This window comes from Vallitalea guaymasensis, from assembly GCF_018141425.1.
GTDB lineage: Bacteria > Bacillota > Clostridia > Lachnospirales > Vallitaleaceae > Vallitalea > Vallitalea guaymasensis.
Window position 1 is genome coordinate 5,426,415 of the sequence record NZ_CP058561.1, and the last position, 24,768, is coordinate 5,451,182.

At 30.0% G+C, this 24,768-nt stretch carries 15 protein-coding genes; 3 read left to right on the plus strand and 12 right to left on the minus strand.

What is annotated here, in order from left to right:
- Nucleotides 1-182 precede the first annotated feature (182 nt).
- The gene (locus HYG85_RS23460) at nt 183-1,148 is read left to right on the plus strand and encodes a hypothetical protein (RefSeq protein WP_212691661.1); all 966 of its coding nucleotides are present in this window, start codon (nt 183-185) and stop codon (nt 1,146-1,148) included.
- Nucleotides 1,149-1,302: 154 nt separating this feature from the next.
- Here the strand turns inward: HYG85_RS23460 and proB are convergent, their stop codons facing one another.
- Complete coding sequence (proB, locus tag HYG85_RS23465) at nt 1,303-2,100, minus strand: glutamate 5-kinase (protein WP_212691662.1); 798 nt, start codon at nt 2,098-2,100, stop codon at nt 1,303-1,305.
- Between the two features lie 226 nt (nt 2,101-2,326).
- Here proB and HYG85_RS23470 point away from each other — a divergent pair, with 226 nt between their 5' ends.
- Nucleotides 2,327-3,829 (plus strand): carboxypeptidase M32, encoded by a 1,503-nt coding sequence (locus HYG85_RS23470; protein ID WP_212691663.1) that lies wholly within the window; start codon nt 2,327-2,329, stop codon nt 3,827-3,829.
- 66 nt (nt 3,830-3,895) lie between these two features.
- Here HYG85_RS23470 and HYG85_RS23475 read toward each other — a convergent pair whose 3' ends face one another.
- The 6 genes from HYG85_RS23475 to HYG85_RS23500 all read right to left on the minus strand — a co-directional run bounded on the left by HYG85_RS23475 (nt 3,896) and on the right by HYG85_RS23500 (nt 14,966).
- Entirely contained in the window at nt 3,896-6,970 is a 3,075-nt protein-coding gene (locus tag HYG85_RS23475) for a fibronectin type III domain-containing protein (RefSeq protein WP_212691664.1), read from the minus strand.
- Between the two features lie 39 nt (nt 6,971-7,009).
- Nucleotides 7,010-8,458 (minus strand): exopolysaccharide Pel transporter PelG, encoded by a 1,449-nt coding sequence (pelG, locus tag HYG85_RS23480; RefSeq protein WP_212691665.1) that lies wholly within the window; start codon nt 8,456-8,458, stop codon nt 7,010-7,012.
- Nucleotides 8,446-9,870, minus strand: coding sequence for a GT4 family glycosyltransferase PelF (gene pelF / locus HYG85_RS23485; protein WP_212691666.1), 1,425 nt, complete (start codon nt 9,868-9,870; stop codon nt 8,446-8,448). The genes pelG and pelF overlap by 13 nt, the downstream gene beginning before the upstream one ends.
- Nucleotides 9,871-9,994: 124 nt before the next feature.
- Complete coding sequence (locus HYG85_RS23490) at nt 9,995-11,806, minus strand: DUF2194 domain-containing protein (protein WP_212691667.1); 1,812 nt, start codon at nt 11,804-11,806, stop codon at nt 9,995-9,997.
- Nucleotides 11,806-12,600: a hypothetical protein gene (locus HYG85_RS23495; protein WP_212691668.1), complete on the minus strand. Its 795-nt coding sequence runs from the start codon at nt 12,598-12,600 to the stop codon at nt 11,806-11,808. Before HYG85_RS23495 ends, HYG85_RS23490 begins: the two co-directional genes overlap by 1 nt.
- A gap of 152 nt (nt 12,601-12,752) precedes the next feature.
- The gene (locus HYG85_RS23500) at nt 12,753-14,966 is read right to left on the minus strand and encodes an NAD-dependent epimerase/dehydratase family protein (RefSeq protein ID WP_212691669.1); all 2,214 of its coding nucleotides are present in this window, start codon (nt 14,964-14,966) and stop codon (nt 12,753-12,755) included.
- A gap of 288 nt (nt 14,967-15,254) precedes the next feature.
- Here HYG85_RS23500 and HYG85_RS23505 point away from each other — a divergent pair, with 288 nt between their 5' ends.
- Nucleotides 15,255-16,067, plus strand: a complete 813-nt coding sequence (locus tag HYG85_RS23505; RefSeq protein ID WP_212691670.1) for an endo alpha-1,4 polygalactosaminidase — start codon at nt 15,255-15,257, stop codon at nt 16,065-16,067.
- A gap of 61 nt (nt 16,068-16,128) precedes the next feature.
- On the opposite strand, the gene HYG85_RS23510 is transcribed toward HYG85_RS23505, so the two are convergent.
- From HYG85_RS23510 to HYG85_RS23530, 5 genes are all read right to left on the minus strand, one after another.
- A complete protein-coding gene (locus HYG85_RS23510; RefSeq protein WP_212691671.1) occupies nt 16,129-17,724 on the minus strand; it encodes an NAD(P)/FAD-dependent oxidoreductase in 1,596 nt (531 codons plus the stop codon).
- 260 nt (nt 17,725-17,984) lie between these two features.
- Entirely contained in the window at nt 17,985-19,211 is a 1,227-nt protein-coding gene (locus tag HYG85_RS23515; RefSeq protein ID WP_212691672.1) for a BaiN/RdsA family NAD(P)/FAD-dependent oxidoreductase, read from the minus strand.
- A 79-nt stretch (nt 19,212-19,290) separates the two neighbouring features.
- Nucleotides 19,291-21,663 (minus strand): alpha-galactosidase, encoded by a 2,373-nt coding sequence (locus HYG85_RS23520; protein WP_212691673.1) that lies wholly within the window; start codon nt 21,661-21,663, stop codon nt 19,291-19,293.
- Between the two features lie 220 nt (nt 21,664-21,883).
- A complete protein-coding gene (locus HYG85_RS23525) occupies nt 21,884-22,876 on the minus strand; it encodes a hypothetical protein (protein ID WP_212691674.1) in 993 nt (330 codons plus the stop codon).
- Between the two features lie 90 nt (nt 22,877-22,966).
- Nucleotides 22,967-24,592: a putative polysaccharide biosynthesis protein gene (locus HYG85_RS23530; RefSeq protein WP_113674940.1), complete on the minus strand. Its 1,626-nt coding sequence runs from the start codon at nt 24,590-24,592 to the stop codon at nt 22,967-22,969.
- Nucleotides 24,593-24,768 lie beyond the last annotated feature (176 nt).

Here is a 24,768-nt window from a genome sequence, read left to right on the forward strand (position 1 = left end):
TATTCTAATCTCTAATAGGTAACTAATCAAGTTGTTTCTTAAAAAAATCTATAAATATATGAATTGATAATAATTATTATAAATTATTTTATTTTTTTTTCAACTATATTTGTATTTTTTCGAGGTTAATATCAAATAATAAGTTTAGTCCAACAATATTTCATTACTTTGGAGTGAATAATATGATAAAAAAAATAATGATAACTTTATTAATATTTATAATGATTTCAACTAGTTGTTCAAATAGTGAACAAAAAGATGAAAAGGCTAATTCAACCCTTGTGAATAAGTCATTAAAATATCAACTAGTCAATATTACTGATGAGATAATTAATCTTTTAGAAAAGAAAGACTATATTAAATGTTATGATGAATTAATGGATTTTCATGAGAAAGCCAACGAAGTAGGAATATACTATATTACTGATAATGATGAAAATGCAGTTGATTTCAAAGCTTTGATTAATGAGTTAAGTAAAAATATATCTGATGAAGCTGATAAGCAAAAAATACAAAAAGTTGCTATAGATGTTGAAAAAAGCCAGATAAAATTATTGACTCAGATGGCATCAGAAGGTGGCGGCAAAGAAGAATCATCTGGATCACAAGGTGAAGATAGTTCTAAGTCCAGCGGTTCAAGTGAAAGTGAAGAAAGCAGTGATGACTCTTCAAGTAGCTCTGAAAGTGAGTCAAGTTCTGGTAAGTCAGAATCTGAGCCATCAGAAGAGATTATACTTCCACAAGAAGAATTATTGAAAAACTATCCTGAATTAGTTACTACAGATAATGACCTAGCTATTCAAAATAAAGCATCTGATCTGTATAAATACTGTAGCTATATACTAACATTGGAAGAAAACGATAAAAAAGCTGGCTTAATCAAGTTAAAATATTACTTATATAAGATTAAGAATTTAGCTAAATTAAAGAAATTTGATGATATAGGTAAATTTTATACCAAGCTGGAAAGTGAATGGAAAATGGAGTTAGAGAATGCTCAAAAAGTCAGTGAAAAGGATGCTAAAATCGTTAATTCCATTATTGATAATTTAATGAGCCAAATCAAAGAAAAAAATATACCGGTAATTGATATATCCAATAAAATAGCTGTAAAATCAATTAATAATTTAATTGATAAAACCAGTTAAAAAAATTAAAAAAACATACACAAAAACCTTGAAAATCCTATTATTTTCAAGGTTTTTTTATTATCTCAACTTTCCCACCTTTAATTTAATACAGGTAAATTTAAGGTTATAGGTTTGGTTTGCAATGTTGATGTGGGAAAGTTGAATTATTATCTTATTTTGCTATAAATAATGTACCTACCTGTTCTCCATATACTATTTTTTCAATAACATTATCAACACTGGCATTAGCTATAACCATATCTATTCCATTGCTTGTAGCTATCTTAGCAGCAGCTATTTTGGTAGCCATACCGCCTGTTCCAACAACTGAACCTGCACCACCTGCCATATGCTGTACATCGTCTGTTATCTCGGATACTTCAGTAATAAGTTTGGCATCATTATTCTTTCTTGGGTCTTCTTCATATAACCCATCAATATCAGATAATAAGATTAATAAATCAGCCCTTACAAGCTTACTCACGATAGCTGATAATGTATCATTATCTCCATAAACAATCTCTTCTGTAGCTACAGTATCATTTTCATTGACAATAGGGATTGCACCCATTTTTAATAACGCATTAAGTGTGTTTTGTGCGTTTTGTCTTCTAACAGGTTGGTCAATTAGATTTTTAGTTATAAGAATCTGAGCTACATTTTGATTATATTCACTAAATATCTTCTGATAGATCATCATCAAATTAGCCTGTCCTACTGCTGCTACAGCTTGTTTTTCCTCTAAGCAATTAGGTCTGCTAGGTAAATTCATTGTTTTAGTTCCTACAGCAATAGCACCTGATGTAACCAGTATTACATCTTTTCCCATGTTTTTTAGATCAGTTATCTCTCTAATCAATCTTTCCAATCTAAAATAATTTATTTCACCTGTTTCTTCATAAGTTAATGATGATGACCCAACTTTAACTATTACCTTTTTCTTGTCTTTCAATCTTTCTCGTACAGTCATTATATATTCCACCTTATATTTTTAAGTGTTTTATGTGATTTATGTATTTTATTAAGTAAATAGTACTTCATATAGTTTTTACTATATTACAGTAATAAACTTCTTCTATTTTACATGACAATGTTAAAATAATCAAGGAAAATAAGTTCCATTATATTTATTTTATTGTTATAATAGGCTTATGGAAAAATTAGGTTCCAAATAATAATCTGAGAGGTGATATCGTATGGATATTAAAACAGCCATTAGTAAACTTAATGAAGCTGATGACAAACTACACGCTATTGAGCATGCACTTGCTCTTATACAATGGGATGCTGCAACTGGAGCACCAAAAAACAGTGTTGAAGGAAGAGCTAAAACTTTATCTATATTAACAGGTGAATACTATAAAACTCTTGTAAATGATGAATTAAATGAACTTCTATCTCTATTAGAGGATAATAAAAATGAACTTGAGTATGTAACACTTCGTAAAGCAGAAGAGTTTCGTAATGAATATGACAAAATAGCAAAAATACCTGTTGAGATAGTTACAGAATATACAGAAGTCCAAGCTAAAGCTAGTGCTGCTTGGGAAGACGCTAAAATTAAAAGTGATTTTTCTATATTTGCTCCACATCTTGAAAAAGTTATTGAATTCAGTAAGAAATTTATTGAATACAGAGGTTACACTAAACACCCTTACAATACTTTATTAGACGATTATGAAAAAGGATTGACCACTGATGATTTAGATGAATTCTTTAGTGAACTCAAGAATTCTATTGTACCTCTAGTTGCTAGAATCAAAGAATCAAAAGTTACAATCAACGATGATTTTATAAAGAAAACATACCCAACCAAAGAACAAGAAGCACTTAATAAAAAATTATTGAAATCACTAGGATTCAATATGGATTCTGGTATGATGGCTGAAAGTCAACATCCATTTACTACTAATTTCAATAGAAATGATGTTAGGATAACAACTCATTACTTTGAAAATAATCTTTTACCAGCACTGTTTAGTACATTACATGAAGGTGGTCATGCCATATATGAACAGAATATTGGTGAAGAATTGAATTTCACATCACTTGGTACTGGTACTTCCATGGGTATACATGAATCTCAGTCTCGTTTTTTTGAAAATATAGTTGGAAGATCTCACTCTTACATAGAATATCTATATCCAATTATAAAAGAGGCTTTTCCAGAACATTTTAAAGATGTTACCTCTGAAGACCTTTATGAAGCCGCTAATAAATCTGAGCTTTCTTTAGTCAGAACTGATGCAGACGAACTTACTTATTCACTTCATATTATGATTAGATATGAAATAGAAAAATTACTATTTGAGAATAAGATACTAGTAAGTGATTTACCAGAAATATGGAATAAGAAATATGAAGAATATATGGGATTAACTCCACAAAATGATGCTGAAGGTATTTTGCAGGATGTGCATTGGTCAGAAGGACTATTCGGCTATTTCCCATCATATGCACTTGGTAATGCTTATGCTTCTCAATTTGCCAATAAGATGAAGGAAACAATAGATTTTGAAAAAGACCTTAAGCAAGGTAATTTAGAAAATATCAGAGAATGGTTAAAAGAAAACGTCCATAAATATGGAAAATTATTAACTCCAAGTGAGATAATAGAAAAAGCAACTGGAGAACCACTTAATGCCAAGTATTTTATTGATTATCTAGAAGATAAATACAGCAAAATCTACGATCTATAATTTTAATTGATTATTAAATCAATAATTCTAACACTGAAAAAGAGAGGTAAATCCTCTCTTTTCCAGTTATTCCCACTTATTGACGACTACCATCTCACTACCTTCTTTTGGTATATTCTTATCTACATTATCGCTATATCCTAATTTTATTGCATCAGAATTCTTCATACCAATATAACCTTTAACCAATTTTATCTCATAGACATTGTCTTTTTTAATACCAGTTATCTCTCGTATATATTCAAATGACCAATTCTCCCCATCACCTATATACTTATGAAGATATCCGTTAATCACCACATAATCTACTCCACAATCTGCCCAATTAGAATTCCTATATCCTGTCTTATTATCATTGTCCACATCAATATAGATATAATTCTCCTTACTCACTTCTTTTTCCTGTACCATGATATTCAAATAGTACTTATCAATGTAAGCATACAAACTAAATATTTCATTATCTGCAACTGGTTCTATACCAATCCAATCAGTTGTTAAACCATCAAGTTTAATATGTGGTTCTGAAGCTATCAATTTCTTCGTGACTTTCTCACTCCAACCGCTAATTGTATAAGAATTCTTGCTTCGAATACGATATGAGTACTCTTTTCCTGTTTGGATGTCCATATCCTTATAGCTAGTTGAATCAACAGAAATAATTTTATTGTTTATTTCAATCTCATAAGAAGTAGCTCCTTTTACCCCTTCCCAATTTAAGGAAATATAATCAATTGTAGGTTGAACAACTAGGGATGAAGGTGTTTCTAAATCTTGGTATACTGCCCCAACATGATTAGCCGTAATCATTCCTTGTAAAGCTGAAGGCAAATATATGACATCATTATTAATAAACCCAATCTTTAATTCATTCTTATTGCTATTATCCAGTAACTGAAAATCTATATATCCTTCTATCATATTACTATCTGAAATGATATTAGCTTCCCCAATATCTTTCCAAGACCAATTTTCTCCATTACCTGTATACCTTGAAACATAGTTATCATATAACAAGTAATCTGCGCCTGACTGTTGCCATTCTAATACATTATAACCAGTACTACTTCCATCAATATCCAAATAAATATTGCTTTCACCGTTCAATTTCTCTCCTTGTATAAGAAAGTACAAACCTTTTTTATCTTGTAACGTATAGAGTTTTATGTTATTTTTATCATCATAAGCACTTAACATAAGTTCATTCCAATCTTCGTTCCTACCATCAACATTAATCTTTACATTGTCAGCCAATGTCTTCCTTGTGAATGGTTTACTCCATGAACTCATTACATCATCATTAATAGCCCTTATTCTATACGAATACGTAGTATTTGGAACTAATCCTATATGTTTATATTCACTTTTTTGACTAGTACTAATTATCTTGCCATTAACTTCCATTTCGTACTTTTGTGCTCCATAAACAGGTTCCCACTTCACATCAATACTTCTAGACCCTGAAAAAAACTCTACATGTTCTGGACTATATAACTGTTGAGCAGTATCTGTTAATACTTTATATCCTGCTATCATGTCTTTTCCTTCAGCTGGTATACAGTTACTATCATCTATCATGAAACCTAATCCAATCTCACGAGGTTGTTTGAAATCAAATAGTGATATGTCTATTTTAACTTCTAGTATTTCTTTTGTCTTAACAATAGACACTTCTCCTATGGGAGACCATTTCCAATCACTACCATTACCTATATATCTACTGATTGTTTCTCCATCAATGAGATAATCTGCTTTAGGATAATTCCATGGTAGTGATTTGTATCCAAGACTATTTTCATTACCACTATCAATATAAATGATATCCTCATTACCCATATTCGGATTAACCACTAAAAGTCCAAGAGAATTATTACTCCATGCAGTATAAATACCACTAGGTAGTTTATCATTAGCCAATTCTTTATATAGATATGTCCAATCATTGACCTTTCCATCAACCTTTATCTTCCCAGGTAAAGGGTTCATAGATTTTGTTTGCAACACCCATTTCTTACTCCATAGACTATTTCTTTCACTTGATTTTGCCCTTATACGATATGTATGACGGCTTCCTGGCTCAAGTCCTGTATGTCTATAAAAATTATCTTCTCCAAGATTAATAATCTGATTATCAACTTCTATTTCATACCCTTCAGCCTTGTCCACACCTTGAAATCTGATTATAACTTTGGAAGCTGTGATTTCTTTACCTAATAAGACAGGTGGCTGTATAGCTGATAAATCATATAAGATCTCTTGACTGACAAAAAACATTTCCTTGCTCTTATCAGGTATATAAGTATTCTCTCCAAGTGAATATCCCATTCTTATATCTCCAACATGAGAAATACCCATACTAGCAAGTGGAATTATGAATTCTGCTATATTGTTGCCTATAAAATAATCAATTTCTGCTATGTCATCCCATAACCAATCTGAGCCTTTTCCTTTATACTGATATAATGTAGAATCACATAACATAAATTCTACGCCTGTACCTATCCAACCAGTTTGATTATAACCTGTATTCTCATTACTATCACGATCAATATAAAAACAGTGTCCGTCTTGCATTTGTTCCCCTTGCACCAACATATACATGTTATCATTATCATAAACAACAGTAATACCTATCTGTTCATTTGAATATAAAGGATCAATGCCTTCCCAATCCATTATAGACCCATCCATCTCTATCTTTTCACTGAGAATTATTTTTTCCGGCTTTTTTGGTATGCCAGTTATTGATTTGCTCCACTTACCAATACCATATTTATCAATGGATCTTATACTATATGTATACTGAACACCTGGCTTAATGCCTTCATGGATATATTCATTAGTACTTGTACTTACAATTTGTTCATCATTAATTTTAATCTCATAAGCTGATACATCTTGAATAGATTCCCATGACAATCTAATCCCCATAACCTGCTCTTCAATTACTAGCTTACTAGGTGGTACAGGAGGCTTAATAGAATCAACTTCCTCCTGTGAAAGTATGGAATCTTTATTTAATTCACTATTATCAGCACTCATACTATCATCCTTATAATTATCCCCATTGAATAACATGAATAAAGAAATAGCAAAAACTACACATAATAGAATAAAAGGAATATATCTTTTTATTTTCAAGCTAAGCTCCCCTTTTTGTTTTATTCTCATAGATATTGATTATTCTTCTGTATCATCTTTATATAATACTTTTACAATCCTATGAAATACACCAGAATTCTCTCTTGCTATTACTGGCTGTGAACAAAATGTATGATAATCAATTTCATTCAAATAGTTGGTTAATCTTGTTACTGCTATTGCAAATCCCAATATGGATGCAATAAAAAACCCAAAACCATAATAGACCTCCCCTAACCTTATGGAAACCTGAGTCAATAGAATGTTCCCAATAAAGAAAAAGGATATAACCATTGCGGCACCTTTTCTATCTTCAAAATATAACAGGATAAGCATAATAAAAAACATCATAAAACAGCAAAATGAACCTAATGATAATATAATGAAAATATTCAATGATAAACCTGTAACACCCACATAAGGGAGGAAGATATTTCCTAAAATCATACAAAGAAGAGATATAAAAAACTGTATTTCAATTAATTTTCTTATCTCCTGCCAGAGAACATAAATCATTTTATCTCTTGCTTTTGAAATTTTCATACCATTACCATTTGTGGTAATTAGACTATAGTACTCCTTATACCTATCGTAAAAAGATGTCTCTACATTGACAACAAATATAACCGTAGCTGGTAATACCGTTAGAAAAGCATAGAAGACAGCTACATCATATACTGGTGCAAAGACATATGTTTCAAAAATAGTTACACCTAGATTACTTCTCCAAAACAAAAAATTATGTCCATATATACCCAATGTATAAAAAAATGAAATATATATTAATGAAGCATATTTATCTATATATTTAATGAATACAAAATAATCCTTACCAAGTTTATTAAAATATTTGATGATATAATATGTCAACATGGATACTATCACAAAAAAACCTACGTCCATCCCAATCAATATGGACATGGTCACGTCCAACTGCAGTACACTAAGACAAATATAGATAGTTATTACAATAATTAAAATTCCATATAGGAATCCCTTAACAATTCTCATATAATCCCTAAAAGCAGACAAGTACACTGTCTGTAACCATAGGATAATAAGTTCCATAAATAGAATATAAGGTGGAATCTTATATCTAATATGAAGAGGAGATCTTGCATAAAAGGCAAATCCCAAAACTCCTCCAATAATTAACGAAAGAGTTATAACCCCCATAAAAGAAGCATTTATCTTATTATATTCTTTTTTATATAATAAATCGGATACATACCTTGTTATGACCATAGAGAAAACACTGGTAATAATCTGTGAAAAAACAAAAGGATATACTATTGACCCTATAATCAATTGTTTTTGTATATAAGGTAGCTTAACTACATTCATAAACAGTTGTATAAACACAATAAGGCATGTACACATAATAATCGGTCCTGTTGTAACAATGGTTGAGAAAAAATATGCTCTAAGTTTATATAAATATCCTTTGTCACTAAACAGTTTCTTCAGTTGAAACCCTATTCCTGCCATTCTTCCACCAACCTATTATATAATTTATCATACTGATCAATAAACATATCATGGGTATAAAAATTTGATACCCGTTCATATCCATTTTGTCCCATTTGTTCTCTAAGTTCTTCATTAATACATAGTTTGACAACTGCTTTTCCAATCTCTTCATAATCCATTACTGGCACTACCAATCCTGCTAATCCATAACTATCCTCATCATTTCCATATAAAAGCTCTTTGCAGCTGCCTACATTGGTGGTGACAAATGGTTTCTTACATGCCAAGCCTTCAAGTATAGCTAAAGGCTGCCCTTCACTTATACTGGTTAATACAAGAATGTCCATCTTGCCAAGGTAGTCTTTTATATTAACTCTGCCAGTAAATATAATATTTTCAACTTCAAGTACATCAACTAAACTCTGACATTCCTCATAATATTCCGGATCTTCGTCTATTGGTCCCATAATATAGAAACGTGCATTACTTATTTGTCTTTTAACATAAGAGAACGCTTCTATCATTGTCTTAATATCTTTTATAGGTACAACCCTAATAATTGCTCCTATGTTTATATATTCATCATCTGGTTGTTTTTGAGTAATATCCTTATATTTATTTACATCAATACCATTATGAATAATCATTGTTTTTTCTTTATCACAACCAATATCTATTTCAATCTGTCTATTTTTTTCAAACAAACTAACTACTTTACAAGCACAATCATAAGAACAGTTACCCAATAGATTGAAAAAATCAATCCAAATATCTTTTAGATAACCTTTCACCCAATCAGCCTTGATTATTTCTTCTTCCCTTTCCCTTGAATAAATGCCGTGTTCTGTTAATAGAAAAGGTTTATTATATAAAGCACTTCCCAAACTTGCAATGATACCCGCATAACCAGTTGCAACACTATGGTAGATATCAGCTTTTGGTATATCTTGCACAAGTAGATTGAACAAAGGTAGTAACATTGATCTTATAGTCCAAAAATATTCAGTAAATGGCATATGAGCATATTTATTATCATAAACCTGTTTTATAATATCAAAAAAACTCTTACTCATAAAAAATTCTGATACATTTTTGAAACCTATATTCCTGATGCATATAAAAAATTCATGCCAATCAATATTTTCTCCACATAACATATCAGATATGATTTTCGTATGCATAGCATTTATTTTATATCTTTTTCCATACTTACCTTTTTCTTTTAAAAATTCATCTAGAAAGATTTCTCTAATTTCTGTAGTATTATCATGAATATCATATAAATATTTACCTCTATCTGCCTCTTTAGCACCAATACAATAAAGAATGAATTCATGCTGTGGAAAATTACCTATCAATGCATTGACCCACGATGAAACTCCACCTATAACATAAGGATAACTTCCCTCTGTAATTAGACATATCCTCATATTATCCATCCTTTCTTTCCTTTAATAATACTAATCCATACTATTTTTCAATAAGTTCAATATGTTTTCCTTGATTTTATAAGTCGAATACTGTTCTTAGCATCTATTTAATTCAATTTATTATTTAGAATTTCACAGCGAATTCAGGCTCTAATGTATGAACAAGATATATATTATTATCAATTTCGGACACTGTGCAACTAACTGTTTTCTTTATTTCTTTTTCTGTACGCAATATGAAATACATATCTTTTCTGAAATTTGTCATAAAACCATATATCCCATTTTCATTCTTAACAAATTTCACATCACATTGTAAGTACTTTTTTAATTCTTCTGCTGCTTGTGAAGCAGTCATACTTCTTAGCCATCCATAATTATCTTTTATATCTTTTAACATTTCATTATATTGTTCTTTCATTTCCTCCCATGAATATCCCATATTTCTGTTTGGATCCAAAATATCATCAGGATGAATGAAATGTGAAAATACTCCGAAGAAATTAATTGTTGTATATATAGACCAATCTTCACCTTCCTCATTGATGTAATCATATGTTATACGTGGTAATTCAATCATTTGATCCTTAGCAATCTCAAACTCTTGAACATAAGCATCAGATTCTTCACCAGCAAGGTATAAACTAGCTAAAATATTAATACTTGGAACAGCTTCCTTAATAGCTGCTCTTCCCATAGGATGTAATATGTTTGATGGCGGTACATAGACTTTGAAATTATAATACGGAAAGACTTCCTTGGAATAACGATTAATCTCCTTCAATGCTCCCATCATGTCTTCTGTACTTTCCCAAAAGTTATACCCCAAGTCTTCTTTTATAAAACCTTCTGGTGCGAAAGATTGATGATTATAACCGTGAAAACCAAGCTCTCCATCATTTTTTAACAATTCTCTTCCATACATAATTAAATTATTTTTTGTATCATAACTTGCTGTTTCAAACGGAGGCTTAACATCTTCATTATAAGTTTCTATGATGACTCCTGTATATTTGACATCATATAACTTGGCACCTTTTAATATATCACTCCACCAGACTCTTTTGTAGAATTCTTCAATTGTAAGTCCATAGTCCCGGTATATATTTTCATCAAACCCACTAGGTACTGGAGATGGAAAGTCATCGATATAACAAATTTTAGCATTGAGAATAGGATAAATATAGTCATCTACCAATAGTCCTAAAGCACCTGTCAGTAAACCTCTGTTTTCTTTAGCTTCCAAGGACGTCCCATTATAAATCATGAACTTGCCATTCTTATAATCCATATCCCATATAAAAGGTATAGAATCAGCTGTCTCTGCGTAAACAGTTGCGGCTTGACTTAGTGTAACTTCTCTCATGGAATTAGTAATAGTATTATTATTAACTCTATAACCATCACTCTTAATAAGCAGGTTATCTTTTAATAGTATACCGTCTGATTCAACTGTTTCACCTATTTCTTCAATGCCAAAGATTGCATTAATAAAACTATCCGTAGTGGAATGGTATACTATAAATGCATTTCCTCCATTGGCTACATACCTTTCCAAATCCTCAAAGGATGAAAAAGTCTCCTCTTCCAAAGATGTTACCACTATTGTTTCGTAACTTTGATTAATAGTTTTTACATCTTTTACTTCTATTAGGTCGTAATCTTTTTTCATATACTCATATGCTTTTATTACATTATCTTTTACTAACTGACCACCAGCTGAATTTTCATCATAGATTATTAGATGTTTTTCAAAAAGTTCTTTTTCGATATCGTTAATATGTTGAGAATTAAGTAATGCATAATTCTCTATCTTATTATACTCATTAACGTTCTTTATTAGTTTCAGAACATACCCTGAGTGCATACCTCCGTATGCAATACCTATGATACCTATTAAAATTATAATAATGTAAATAACTGTTTTATTTTTCATTAAGTCATCGCCGTCCAGAATCTAATTTTATTCAGTGCTTCATTTGATAAGCTGATTGGAAGCTCTACTAGTTCTTCCATCTTCTTATTCAACATATTGTAATCTTTAAGTCTATAATACAATTTCATATATAGGAGATATGGGTCTTCCAGCTTTTCAAATTTATCTAGAAACAAATTACAGAAGTACCTGGCTTGCTGATAATCTTCCATATCCAAATCTATATTAATTTTCATTATATAGTAATCTTTCTCTTTTATACCTAAATTAATAATCTGTGCTAACAATTTTGAATAATCATTTTTAAGCCTTATTTCCATTTGTTTTTCCATAAGACCGCTATCTATATAATCTTTTAAAATGTTGATATACTCTTTTATTAATTCACTGTCATTGTTATTTTGTGCATATTTAACAGATATCTCTTTTATCTTATTTTCAAATTCACTCTTGATCTGCATGATTGCACTTGCTGCATAATGGCTGGTTTCTGTATCTTCATCTTGCAAAGCCAGTTTTAGCCCATTGACATTATTTAATCTTTTATCTTTAACCATATTAATGACTAAATCTCTTTTTACTATATTATCATTGAGAAGAAGAGCTTCTTGTATTGGAACAATATCTCTTTTATTATTCAAATCAAAAATAGAATATTTGCTTGAAGAAAATATCTGATTAAAATCAAAATCATGTTCTTTACCTTTACTCTTAAGACCTATATCAATTACTAAAAGAAAAACAAATCCTAAAATAGGAAGAACCATCGTTATTACAAATCTTATAAATACCATTTGACGACTTTTTTTATAAAAACACAAACTATATATGATACAAATACATGTATAAATTATAATATAGTATTTGTAATTTATGAAATCCAAATTATTCATATAACCATTCCTTTGTAACATATTATTTTACTTCTCATCATAAGGGTATATGGTTATGCACTTAAGAGTTTTTCGCTTTCAACAATAGTTACATATATACCATTCTTCCTAAACCTCTCTATAACAAGCCCAGCATCCTCTTGGTCAATATTGGATAACAGGATATAGATATTATCATCTTCATCCATACATAAATAATCCGTTTCTCTAACAACTTTACTAAGTCTACCTGACAATAACTTATAATAATCTTCATCTGCCTTATCTATAGAATAATCTACTGTTAATACCATATAATCTATTTCAAAACTTTTTCGAGCTTTTTCCTTACTTTTTAATAAATTGTAAAAAGCTTCTCCTTGAAGAAATCTAGTATCCTCTTTGTATCTTATATATCTTGTATCTTCTTTATAACGATAAGCTCTTGATAATGAACTGGAAATAAGTCTCATAACTACATGAAATAGATTCTCATAGTATAACGATAATTCTTCAAATTCAACATCATGTATTGATACGATACCAACTACATCTTCATTATCATATACGGGTGAAACAAGAATAGGTATATTAGGTTTGAGTTTCCGATTAACATAAACACTTTTACTCTCAATAACATCTTGTATTTCGGTATAATCGCTGACTTTAACAGAAACTGGAATACTTTTACCCAGTTTTTTTGACTTGGCTACTAACCTCATAAAATTTTTTGTATTGTCTAATATATATAAAGTGACTCTATCTGTTTTCATTATTTTCTCAATTACATTGATAGCTCCTGTATATATATCCTCTACTTCAACACTTTCCAATTTTGCTGTAGTTTCATATATCTTGGCAAAGCTATCATTGGAATCAATAATTTGATTTTCCAATTTGTTTTTCTGTATGAGAATACGGTCATATATTTGATTAAGAAAAGAATAATCTTCAATTGACTGATCATATGCCTCATTACTAAATCTTATATCTCTGTTTTTACGATCAATAACATAACCTATAATAAGGCCAATAAGTATATAAATTGATAGATGAGCGATATTATCCACATTATAAAAAAATGAAATAATATCTCTACCAGTATATAAATACAATACTATCTGCAATGAACAGCTTAGAGCTATTGCAATACTTACTTGTTTTATACCATAAACAATTCCAATTAGTATAATATAAATAAGCTTATAATCCCAGTTATAACTGTACGCTGTATTTTCATGCAATAGCTGCATATAAGAAAAAACAGCAACAATCATAAATCCTATCAAATTTTCAAGATAGGGTAATATTTTATGACTGTTTTTTTCTGTATTATCTACCTCTGTTTCAGTAATATCCTCTGCTCCATCATTATGGATTTTATTCCAAACCAAAGTCTTTCTCAAGCCTTCTTCCAAAGAATACTTGGGTTCCCAATTTACTGTATTAATCAATAATGAATTATCTAACCTATGTTGACCAATGTTTTTGACAGAGTCTATATAAGTTACATTATCAATATTCATAACTTTCTTTAGATACTTCATAATATCATTAAGACTATTTTCTGTATTGGTAGACAAGTTAAATGTGCCTTGGCATTTTCTTATAGCACATTCATAAATGGCAAAAGCTACATCTTCAACATAAATATAATCCCTTGTTTCATAACCTTTATCATTTATAACTAAATTTGTATCATCATCTGAAACTTTTTGTAAAATATTTGATAATGTTCCATTTTGTTTTGGCTGTCTTGGACCATATACATTAGATATTCTAAGAATTACTGTTTCAAGGTTATACCGTTTACTATAATAATTGCAATATCCTTCTCCTGCTTCTTTACTTATACCAAGAGAAGTGTGTGGCATGACTTTCATTTCCTCAGTATATGGTCCATTACCTTTATCACCATATACATCTACTGAAGAGGCAAATATAACCTTAGATACGTTATATTTTGATGAAAGCTCCAATATATTTGATAAACCAAGAACATTAGACTTTGTGTATTCATTTAATGACTCGTTAAGCTCATGACTCTCTGTTACTGCAGCAAGATGAACAACAACATCAAATCTATTGCTTCTAAATATTTCTTCGCACTTTTGATCAATTATATCCAAATTGAATCCTTTGTGTTTTATTGTAATATTGTCTGCCCTACCAGATGACAAGTCATCTATTATATAAACTTTATAACCTTCTTTATTGAATCTTTCAGCTACATGAGAACCAATAAATCCATATCCTCCAGTTATTAACACTTTTCCTGATGTTTTCATGAAACACTTCCTTAGCTTTTAATATTATAAAGACAATTACTTAGAATATATTTGATAAAAAGACTTTAACAATAATTATTATTCTGTTAAAATAAATATAAGTTGTTATTGTTAACTATTTAGATATTTTATTTTTGTTCTTAATTGTTTTTAAATCTATTATAATATTAATAATTATAATGTATTATATCATTGTAAACTTTTTTTGTAAATTAATTTCGTCGTTTTTTGATGTTTCTTAGGGTTTTATGAAAGCTTCACGTAATAAAAACGAAAGGATATGTTTATATGACAAGATTATTATCCCTAATATTAGTGATTCCATGTTTCCTATATTGTATTTCAACTAGCACACTGTTTAATAATTCCTATGGAGTTTTCATTGGTTCTTCTCCCGAATCATTGAATGATTTTATTGATTTTGATGAAATTGTTATTGATGCTTTCTATTATGATAATGAACAGATATCAACTCTACATAAAGAAAATGTTAAGGTATACAGCTATCTTAATATTGGATCAATCGAAGATTTTCGCCCCTATTATAATTATTTTAAAGATATGACTTTAGATGATTATGAAAATTGGCCTGAAGAAAAATGGCTGGATTTGACCAACGAAGAATGCCGTAATTACATTGTAGATGTTCTTGCCAAAGATTTGTGTAATAAAGGTATTGACGGTTTTTTCCTAGATAATTTGGATAATTATTATGTATATAATAATGACGAGGTATATAATGCTTTGTTGGATATAATAACACGTCTGAACAAACAATATAATCTACCTCTTATTGCTAATGGTGGATATGAATTTTTCAATGAATCCCTAGATAATGATATTGATGTTTCTAATTTGGTTTATGGTGTTAACCATGAATCTATTTTCAGTAAAATTGACTTTGATAATAATGAATTGATTGAAAACGATAAAGAAGATTGTGATTTCTTATTAAATCACATTGATAGACTTAATGAAAATGGTGTAAATGTATATATTATTGAATATACCTCCAACAAAAAATTGCGCAAAAAAATCTCTAGATACTATACAAAAAAAGGGTACAGTTATTATATCACTGACAACATTGAATTAAATTAAAACGTTAAAATTAAAAGGTGCTGTCGTCTCCAAAAATGTATCCGACAGCACCTTTTATCAACTATTTATTTATAGTCCTATTTGTTACAGCTTCAGCAACTTTAATTCCATCCATAGCAGCTGACATGATACCACCTGCATAACCTGCACCTTCTCCACAAGGATATAATCCTCTTATATTACTTTCGTAATCCTTATCTCTAATAATTCTTATAGGCGAAGAAGATCTGGTTTCAACCCCTGATAAAATAGCGTCTTCTCTTCCAAATCCCTTGATTTTCTTATCAAAAGCTTTAATCCCCTCTTTTATGGCATCACAAACATAATTAGGTAAACAATCATTAAGATTAGAAAGGGTTGCTTTATCACCTAAGGAAGGATGAACATCACCAATGTTTGTTGATATTTTATTATTCATGAAATCTACTGATTGCTGAACAGGAATATTATAATTGCTGCCTCCTGCAATATAAGCTAATTCTTCCCATTTTCTTTGAAAAGCCACACCTGCAAGTACATCATCCTCAAAAAAATCTTCTGGAGTTATATTGACCAAGAGTGCGCTATTAGCATTATTAGCATTTCTTAGAAAATTACTCATACCATTAGTAACAACTCTACCCTCTTCTGAACTAGCATTGACAACATACCCTCCTGGACACATACAGAATGAATATACTCCTCTTCCATTATTACAATGATGTGTTAATTTATAATCAGCAACTGGTAAGTTCTTATGTTCATAACTATTTCCATATTGTGACCTGTTAATTAAATCTTGAGGATGCTCAATCCTAAGCCCAATAGCAAATGGTTTCTTTTCAATAAGTATATTATTATCCTTTAACATGGTAAACGTATCTCTTGCACTATGTCCTATTGCAAGAATAACATTCCTAGACTTTATCTCACTTGTATCATTAACAACTACTCCAGCTATACAACCTTCATCAACTAACAAAGATGTAACTTGATTGTTGAATCTTACCTCTCCACCTAAATCAATAATTTTCTTTCTAATGTTTTTTACGACTTTCCTAAGATAATCAGTACCAATATGAGGCTTATTATAGTATAATATCTCTTCAGGAGCTCCACATTCAACAAATTCCTCTAGTACTTTTCTATTTCTAAGAAATTTATCCTTAACCATAGTATTTAACTTTCCATCCGAAAAAGTTCCAGCTCCACCTTCACCGAATTGAATATTAGACTTGGTAGAAAGCTCATTTGTAGCTATAAATCGCTCCACATCCTTCACACGATTATCCATATCCTGCCCTCTCTCAAGGATAATAGGCTCATAGCCATTCTCAGCCAAAACTAGCCCACAAAAAAGTCCTGCAGGACCAGATCCAACTATTATTGGTCTATCCACAAAACTAGCATCTCTATTAGGAAATTCATATTTCTTGTTGTTAACAAAGCAAAGAGAACGATTCCCTTTCTTAGCCAATATTTTATCTTCATTATCAATCTTTATATCAAAAGTATAAACTATCTTTATATCATTCTTTTTCCTAGCATCAATAGATTTCTTCACAATCCTATAAGAAAACTTAACATCCTCATTTATCTTTAATTCTTTCCTTATTCTTCTATAAATATCATTTTCATTATGATCAAGACCAAACTTAACTTGCTGTAGTCGTAACATCTAACTTATCCTTTCATGACTTAATTTTCTATAAAACTTATCAATAAATTACCACTAATTCATATACATGGAATACAGAGCTTAGATGGTATAGGGGGAATATGGAGCAGTGAGCCATGGACGGCGAACTCAGCATTTAATCTGGCAGCCCAACTGGACTGTCAGAAATAATAATAAGACTCGATGTCTTTTTATTATTTAATGAACATGGACGTTTAATTAGCTGACGAAATATTCCTCCTATACCGTCTAAGCGACTGTTAGTTACTAGCATTCATACCTGCAACAACCCCCGAACTCCAAGCCCATTGCAAATTATACCCTCCACAATCACCATCTACATCTATAACCTCTCCTGCAAGATATACATCTTTAACTTTCTTTGATTCTAGAGTAACCTCATCTATTTCACTTGTTATGATACCACCTGCAGTCACTTGTGATTGATTCCATTGATTGGTTCCAGTTATAATCAATGAGAATTTTTTTAAAATAGATACAAGCTTATTTCTTTCTTCTTTTTTAATGTCAGCAGATTTTTTATTCATTGCTATTCCCGCTTCTTTTATAATTATATTGATTAATCTTTTGTTAATGAAACCTATAAAATTCTCTTGAATAGTTTTATTAGGCATAGAAGTCAACCTCTTAAGCAAAATTTGATCCAATTCCTTTTCTGATAAGTCATGAAAGAAATCAATATCTACACTAACTCTCTTATTATCATTAAGATAATCAGAAGCAATTCTACTAATTTGTAAAATAGGTGGACCTGATATACCATAATCTGTAAACAATATTTCTCCGTATTCTTTCCGCATTATTTCATTATTCTCATCTATTATTTTAGCCAAAGCATTTATTTTGACACCTTTTATTTGTTTCAAGAAATCAGCACCAGACTTAAGCTGAACCAAAGAAGGTATGGGCTTTTTAATAGTATGTCCAAGAGATTTAGCTAATGTAAATCCGCTACCATTAGAGCCTAGGTCAGGAGAAGATTTCCCTCCTGCTGCTATAATGATTTTATTACCATAATATTTTTTATCCTTTGTATATACGACAAAGTTATTACTTCTCTCAATCTTAGTAACTTCAGCATTGCATTCTATATTTATTTTCAATCTATCTACTTCAAGTCTTAGTACATCCAATACCGAGCTTGCTTGTAATGAATTAGGATAAACTTTTCCACTATCAACATTAATAGGATATATACCTAATTCACTAAAAAACTCCAGTGTTTTATTTACATCAAATTGCTCTAATATATTTGTAATGAAATCCTTATCTCCACCATGAAAATATTTACTAGAACAGTGCATGTTGGTTAGATTACATCTACCATTCCCTGTAGCCAGTATTTTTTTCCCAATTCTATCTTTTCTTTCTAAGATGGTAACTTTTGCTCCATTTCTTGCTGCGACAATTGCTGCAACTAACCCTGAAGCTCCACCACCAATAATAACAATCTTATTTTTAGCCATAAAAAAACCTCACATCATATAATAAAACTATTTTAAGTTATTTATTATATGAATGCAAGGATATTTTATAAACAATGTATTATTCTTCCATGACTTCAACTTTTTTTAAGTAGTAAATTCTTGAACCAAAGTCTCCAATATATCTTACCTGATCACCAAATCCAGCTCCATTGAATTGTTGTAAAGGCTTTAATCCAGCATACATCAAGCTATCACCATACTCATTTACCTTTTGAACATCATTTTTGTACATATAATTATCAGATATTGTTTTATGTATAATTCCTCTTACCCCGTTGGTCTTCACATTAAAAGGTACATAATCATTGATTAATTCACCAAATCTCTCTATATTCATAAATTGTGCCCTTGATTCCAGATGATACATGTACTGTTCTTCTAAACCTTTTAATTTAATGGTTTCCAAACTTTTGTTGCTTTCTTGCAGTTTTTGATAATAGCCTACAATGGCTTCTTCTTTATCCTTAGAAACTACCATCCATATGGCATAATTTGTTTCAAATGGTGATTTAATTCTATAGAATGTACCATACTGTAATAACTTTCTATGTTTCTTATAAAACTCCACTTGTTTTTTAATAGCCTTTTTCTCAAAGTTAGAAAGATTATTCAAATTAAGTTCATAACCCAATAATCCAAAACAAGCCACGTTGAATCTTGATTCAATACTGTTTTGTCTCAATACTTGATGTGAAGGATTAGAACCAACATGAGCTCCAAGGGTACTTAGTGGATAAATTAACGATGAACCATATTGAATATTCATTCTTTCACCAGGGTCAGTATTATCACTTGCCCATGTTTGGGGCATATAATATAACATTCCTAAATCATACCTATTACCACCACTAGCACAACTTTCAAATAATATATCCTCAAAATCCGTTTTCAATCTATTCAGTAAATTGTATAATCCCAACACGTATCTATGTGCCAATTCCTTTTGTCTATGTTTTGGTAGATATGAAGAATAAACATCAGTTACACACCTATTCATATCCCATTTTACATACTTGACCTTTCCCCGTCTGAAAACGCTGCTAAGTTGTTTATATAAATAATTTATTACATTAGGATTAGCCATATCCAGCATTAATTGATTTCTTCCAAGTGATGGTTCTCTATTTTCAAGTTTTATAGCCCAACTTGGATGTCTTTTATACAAATCACTCTCTTGTGATATCATTTCAGGTTCTACCCATAATCCAAACCCTAATCCCATTTCATTAATTTTATTACTAAGACCTTCAAGGCCATTAGGTAGCTTCTTTCTATCTTCAACCCAATCCCCCAAACTAGTTGTATCATCATTACGTCCTTTGAACCAACCATCGTCTAGTACAAATAATTCCATGCCAAGTTCTTTTGCAGTTTTTGCAAGTCTTAACAACTTCTTCTCATTAAAATCAAAATATGCTGCTTCCCAACTATTAGCTAAAAGAGGTCTTTTTCTGAATTGCCATCTCACCGGTATTAGATTATGATTAATTACATCATGAAAATTCCTGCTCATACCTCCTATTCCATTTTTTGAATAAGTCATTATCACTTCAGGAGTTTGAAATTCCTCTTTTTTATCTAACAGCCAGCTGAAATCAAATGGATTAATTCCCATCTGTACCCTAGTTTGATTATGAGGACTAACTTCTGATAACCCTTGATGATTGCCACTGTATAATAAAGAAAAACCATAACAGGAACCATTGTCTTCTGTAGTATCAGCCTCTGATAAACACATAAAAGGATTGAGATCTGAACTTGAAGTGAATTTTTTTGAATTAATATAGTATACTCCTTTATTAAGTCTTTGTTTTTGTATATGCTTTTCTCTGATCCATTTTCCTTCAAGAGTTATTAAATCGTAATCACAATTATCAAAATCAATATTAAAACTCATTGCCTTAACAATTTTAATCCTACCTGATTCACCATTAATAATTTTTATACTTCTTGTAATGACATCTCTATCATAAAAAACAGAATACTGTAATAATACATATACATCCATCACTTGGTCATATAACTTAATCTCCAATGACGTAACAGTGTCCTCGTTCTGAAAAGTATGTGGTAATCCCTCTATATCTTTTTTACCTTCATATATTTTATATGAATGAAATAGAAAATCACTTACTCTTGAATTATCACTAAACTCTATATGTAATGAAGGCTCTCTATAATCAGACTTACCATAAGTTGATAACTCCAATGTAGTGGTATTCAAAGAATAATGTTCATGTTTTTTACTATAATTAGTCTCGTTGCCAACTGGTGTTACATAATTATGATATAAATTACTAAAATCATCCCTGTTTCTTATTTTACGTCCATAATATAAATGTGATAAGTGATTGGACTCTAATACTTTTATGATATAACTAGTATTTGATGTTGTAAGATGAAATTCATTGTTATTATTTACATAAATCATTAAAACACCTTCTCCTAATAGATTTTATTAATTCTAATAAGCATGACCACATTCCCGACCAGCAAAAAAATACTCTTAATGTTGTTAATATAGATTAGTGTATCATAATTAACAATTACTGTAAACTTTCATCCTTCTCCTATAATATAAAAAAGAAAGTCCATAATTATAATTCTCATAGACCTTCTTTATAGTAAAAATTCATGAATGATTCCTGTAATTAACTTGTATAATTTTCTAATAACCTTATAAGCTCAACTTCACTATTAACAGTTATTCCTTCTTTTAACTTATTCATCAATTCTTCTTCCAAACCGCTAACAGGCGTTTCAATAACTTTTCTTAAATAGTCTTTTAATAGATTATTCAGTTTATCTTGTTTTAAATCAGATGAGTATTTTTCGTCTTGTTTATAATCGTAAAATACTCCCATGACACCGTTGTATTCTTTTAGAATATATTTACCACTTTGGTTCAATCTGTATAACTGCCATAATTTCTTTAGACTTTGTGACAGTTCCTCTTCACCATATACAATGATTCCATTATTGAGCTTTTCCTGTTCTTCCCAAACCAAATCATTGACTGGTATGTCAATTGTATCTCGTAGATATTCATCTAGTTCGATGTCTTCACCTTTATCTCTGTAATCATGAAATACTCCAATATTGGTATTATGTCTTTTAATAATATAATACTTATCAGAACGATCCTCGATTATTCTTCTCAGTATAACCTTTTCTGGAGAAAAAGCTATTAATTGAAATTCAGGATAAAACTCCTCCATTTGTTCTCTAGTCAGATTTATCATATAGTATGGTGGTTCAATCTCTTTTTCAATTTCTAATTTATCATCTAACGTATAATAATTTTGATATTCTATACGTGTTGAAGACATGATCTTAGGCTCTTTCACAGTATCTACAGAAATTACATCCTCATTATTATTACTGCTTGCTATTGGTTCGATATCAGTTATTTTCTCTTTAATGTCTAAATAATTATCTCCTGAAATTAAGTCTTCTCTATTATCTTCAAAAACCTTATTCTTTATATTATCTTTTTCTATGTTATTATCAAGTACTATTTCATCATCTTGTTTATCCGTAATATCATCTTTGAAAATGTATCCATAAAATCTATTTACTGCAATAATACTTATAGCAATAATACAAATTACCGAAGCTATAACAAATATTTTCTTACTTCTCACCAAAATCACTCCTTACGAGTATTTTTGGTATAAGTATTTACAATAAGTATTAATTTTATACATTTTTTAAGAATTTTTCTATAAAATAGATTATTTCAATAATCTCATCTTAGTTAATAATCTAATTAGTGATTCACCCTTAGGTACTGAATATAATTCCTCTTTATCCAAACCTTTTAGTTTTATTAACAATATTAGATATACACATGCTCCTACTAAAATTGATATCAATGTGGAAATTGTATTGCCTATTCTCATTGCGCCAAATAAAGTATAGACAATATTACAGCTTAGCCCCATTACTAGTGCAGAAATAGTAGGGATTACATACGTTTTCTTTATATCAAATTTCATTCTTGTATATTTCTTGATAGCTCTCATATTAAAGAACGCTGAACTAAATGCAAATATAATATTAGTGACTACTGCTCCTATTAGGTTAGTATCAAATACATATAAAAGTATTACATTGAAAACAACTTTGATAAGTAATGATTTCACAGCACTTATTACAGGTACTCTTAATCTATCCATTCCTTGTAAAACCCCAATGGATATTGTTGATAAAGCAAAAAACACAACTGAAATTGAACCTATTTTAAGCAACAATGAAGCTTTTTCAAGATTGCTGATACCAAATAGCATTCTTATTATAGGTTCTGATAATATAAATATACCTACACATGATGGAATTGCTATGAACATGGTAAATCTAATAGCCATATTTATTTTTCTTTTAATCTGCTTTTTATCTTTCAATACTATTGATGTAGTAATACTTGGTATTGTAGCAGCAGCTAATGCTGATGCAATGGATACTGGTAAAGTAATAATAATCTTATATTTACCATTTAGTATACCGTATAAAGTATCTGACATTTCTTGGGTATAATTGTGGAAACGAAGAGCATCATTAAACATAAACATATCTACTAAGTTAGTAAAATGAAAAGTTGCACTTCCAATTATAATAGGTACTGAAGTCAAAACAACCAGTTTTCCAAAACTGAAATGAGTAATACTTGAATCGGAATTAGTATCTTTACGAACTCTTTTTAAGAATAATTTTCTTGACATGAAATAAATACCAATCAAGGTCAATAATCCTGCAAAAGCACCAATTCCTGTTCCTAATGTTCCACCAGCAGCTCCCCATTCATAACCCCTAGTAAATAATATACTAGCTAGAACTATACTAAAAATAGCATTAAAAATCTGTTCTATGACTTGTGATATAGCTGTAGGTATCATTGTATTCATACCTTGGAAATATCCTCTCAAAACAGCCATGATTGAGAAAATAAGTAATGTTGGTGATAGAGCCCTAATAGCATGTTTAGATTTTTCACTATAAACCAGATCAGCCAATAATGACGAACCAAAAAACATTATACTTGCTGATATCAACCCAATAAGAAGTGCTATACATAATGCAGATATAAATATCTTATGGGCTTCTTTATATTTTTTTACAGCCATCCTAGCAGATACAAGCTTAGATACAGCAGATGGAAGTCCATAGGATGATATAATCAATCCAAATGAGTATATATCAAATGCCTTACTATAGCATCCGATACCTTCCTCACCTATTGTATTTACTAATGGAATACGATAAGCAAATCCGATTAGCCTTACTATTATACCAGCAGAAGCTAGTATTGCACCCTGCACTGCTAAATTCTTGCCTTTTCTCTTTTGCTTCAAACTATTCATCTTTACACCTCAAAAAAAAATATATCTAATATATTTTATACTATAATTTTACATTTTTCAAATTAAGTTTACATTATAATTTATATAAGTTATGTAATTATTAAAATAAACGAAGCTATAGTATCAGCTTATATTGTTGACTAATACTATAGCTTTTATATCAATCTTATTAATAA

What these genes read in the sequence shown, in the direction of transcription:
- pelF (WP_212691666.1), bottom strand. Translation starts at nt 9,870, where the DNA reads ATGAGGATATGTCTAATTACAGAGGGAAGTTATCCTTATGTTATAGGT.
- HYG85_RS23490 (WP_212691667.1), bottom strand. Translation starts at nt 11,806, where the DNA reads ATGAAAAATAAAACAGTTATTTACATTATTATAATTTTAATAGGTATC.
- HYG85_RS23520 (WP_212691673.1), bottom strand. Translation starts at nt 21,663, where the DNA reads ATGATTTATGTAAATAATAACAATGAATTTCATCTTACAACATCAAAT.
- HYG85_RS23530 (WP_113674940.1), bottom strand. Translation starts at nt 24,592, where the DNA reads ATGAATAGTTTGAAGCAAAAGAGAAAAGGCAAGAATTTAGCAGTGCAG.
- proB (WP_212691662.1), bottom strand. Translation starts at nt 2,100, where the DNA reads ATGACTGTACGAGAAAGATTGAAAGACAAGAAAAAGGTAATAGTTAAA.
- HYG85_RS23500 (WP_212691669.1), bottom strand. Translation starts at nt 14,966, where the DNA reads ATGAAAACATCAGGAAAAGTGTTAATAACTGGAGGATATGGATTTATT.
- HYG85_RS23510 (WP_212691671.1), bottom strand. Translation starts at nt 17,724, where the DNA reads ATGTTACGACTACAGCAAGTTAAGTTTGGTCTTGATCATAATGAAAAT.
- HYG85_RS23505 (WP_212691670.1), top strand. Translation starts at nt 15,255, where the DNA reads ATGACAAGATTATTATCCCTAATATTAGTGATTCCATGTTTCCTATAT.
- HYG85_RS23470 (WP_212691663.1), top strand. Translation starts at nt 2,327, where the DNA reads ATGGATATTAAAACAGCCATTAGTAAACTTAATGAAGCTGATGACAAA.
- HYG85_RS23460 (WP_212691661.1), top strand. Translation starts at nt 183, where the DNA reads ATGATAAAAAAAATAATGATAACTTTATTAATATTTATAATGATTTCA.
- HYG85_RS23515 (WP_212691672.1), bottom strand. Translation starts at nt 19,211, where the DNA reads ATGGCTAAAAATAAGATTGTTATTATTGGTGGTGGAGCTTCAGGGTTA.
- pelG (WP_212691665.1), bottom strand. Translation starts at nt 8,458, where the DNA reads ATGGCAGGAATAGGGTTTCAACTGAAGAAACTGTTTAGTGACAAAGGA.
- HYG85_RS23495 (WP_212691668.1), bottom strand. Translation starts at nt 12,600, where the DNA reads ATGGTATTTATAAGATTTGTAATAACGATGGTTCTTCCTATTTTAGGA.